The 1,176-nt window shown below is 75.2% G+C and carries 2 protein-coding genes; both read right to left on the bottom strand.

Features of this window, described 5'->3' with window-relative positions:
- Window positions 1-142: 142 nt before the first annotated feature.
- Window positions 143-478: a TraR/DksA C4-type zinc finger protein gene (locus E1266_RS37325; RefSeq protein ID WP_165966382.1), complete on the bottom strand. Its 336-nt coding sequence runs from the start codon at window positions 476-478 to the stop codon at window positions 143-145.
- A gap of 158 nt (window positions 479-636) precedes the next feature.
- Complete coding sequence (locus tag E1266_RS37330) at window positions 637-1,152, bottom strand: TrmH family RNA methyltransferase (RefSeq protein WP_132055306.1); 516 nt, start codon at window positions 1,150-1,152, stop codon at window positions 637-639.
- Window positions 1,153-1,176 lie beyond the last annotated feature (24 nt).

Consider the following 1,176-nt stretch of genomic DNA (forward strand, 5'->3'; position numbering starts at 1 on the left):
GTGCCGGGGGATTCGGCGGGCACGGGCCCGGTGACCGCGGAGGGGCGGTCGACGAAGACGGCGCGGGCGGGCACGGAGGCGCGGATGCGGCTGGTGCCGAGGTCGATGGCGGCGTGCGGCCCGGGTGATGCGGTCGTCCTCATCAGCGCCGTCGTTGCTGGCACTGCACGCAGCGGCGCGCGTACGGGATGATCTCCAGCCGGCCTTCGGGCACGGGGTCGCCGCAGTCTTCGCAGAGGCCGTAGGTTCCGTCGTCGAGGCGGGCGAGGGCCGCGTCGATCTCCTCCAGCGTGCTCTGCAGGCTCTCGCGGCGGGCGAGGGTCCCCTCTTCGGGGGCGGCGTCCTCCGCGTGCTCCAGGACGGTGAGCTGCGCGACCCGGGTCCGGCGCTCCTCCTGGAGGAGTTCGCGGGCCCGGCGGGCCCGCGCGCCGTCCGGCGGGCAGCCGGACGCGTCGTTGACCGCGCTGTTCACCGTCATGGCACTCGGACTCCCTTCGCTCGCCGCTGGGGATATGGGGCGGCGAATCTCCACCATGGGCGGGAAGGAGGCGAACGTCCATGGGGGGTGACACCCATTTGGGCGGGGCCCGGTACGCATGCGGTGCCGCTGCGCGACGGGTCCGGTACCGAGCGGGGCTAGCCGCTCCATTCGCGGCGGCGGGCCTCGGCGAGGGCGATGGCGGCGGCCACGGCGACGTTGAGGGAGCCGACGCGCCCGATCTGCGGGATGTAGGTGACGGCGTCGGCGGCGGCCAGGAGGGCGGGGGAGCAGCCGTGGTCCTCGCCGCCGACGGCGAGGCAGACGTCGCCGCCGAGGGGCGCCTCGTGCAGGGGGACGGCGTCGGTGGTGAGTTCGACGGCGACGAGGCGCAGGCCCTCCTTGCGGACGGCCGCGGCGGCCTCGGCGGGGGTGCCGGCGTGTTCCCAGGGGACGAGGCGGTCGGTGCCGAGCGCCGTCTTGGCGGCGTTGCGGTGGGTCGGCGGAGTCGTGTTGCCGGCGAGCCAGAGGTGATCGACGCCGAACACGGCGGCGGTGCGGACGATGGAGCCCACGTTGAAAGGCTGGGTGACCGATTCGACCAGGAGCCCGAGGCGGGCGTCGGTGCGGCGGCGCCATTCGCGGTTGAGGCGCTTGACGTCGGTGGCGCGCAGCTGCCTGCGTCCCTGGGCGGGGTC

Origin of the sequence: Actinomadura sp. 7K534, assembly GCF_004348575.1 — a bacterium.
GTDB lineage: Bacteria > Actinomycetota > Actinomycetes > Streptosporangiales > Streptosporangiaceae > Spirillospora > Spirillospora livida.

Excerpts from the sequence above, each read along its gene's own strand:
- E1266_RS37325 (WP_165966382.1), bottom strand. The coding sequence starts at position 478 with ATGACGGTGAACAGCGCGGTCAACGACGCGTCCGGCTGCCCGCCGGAC.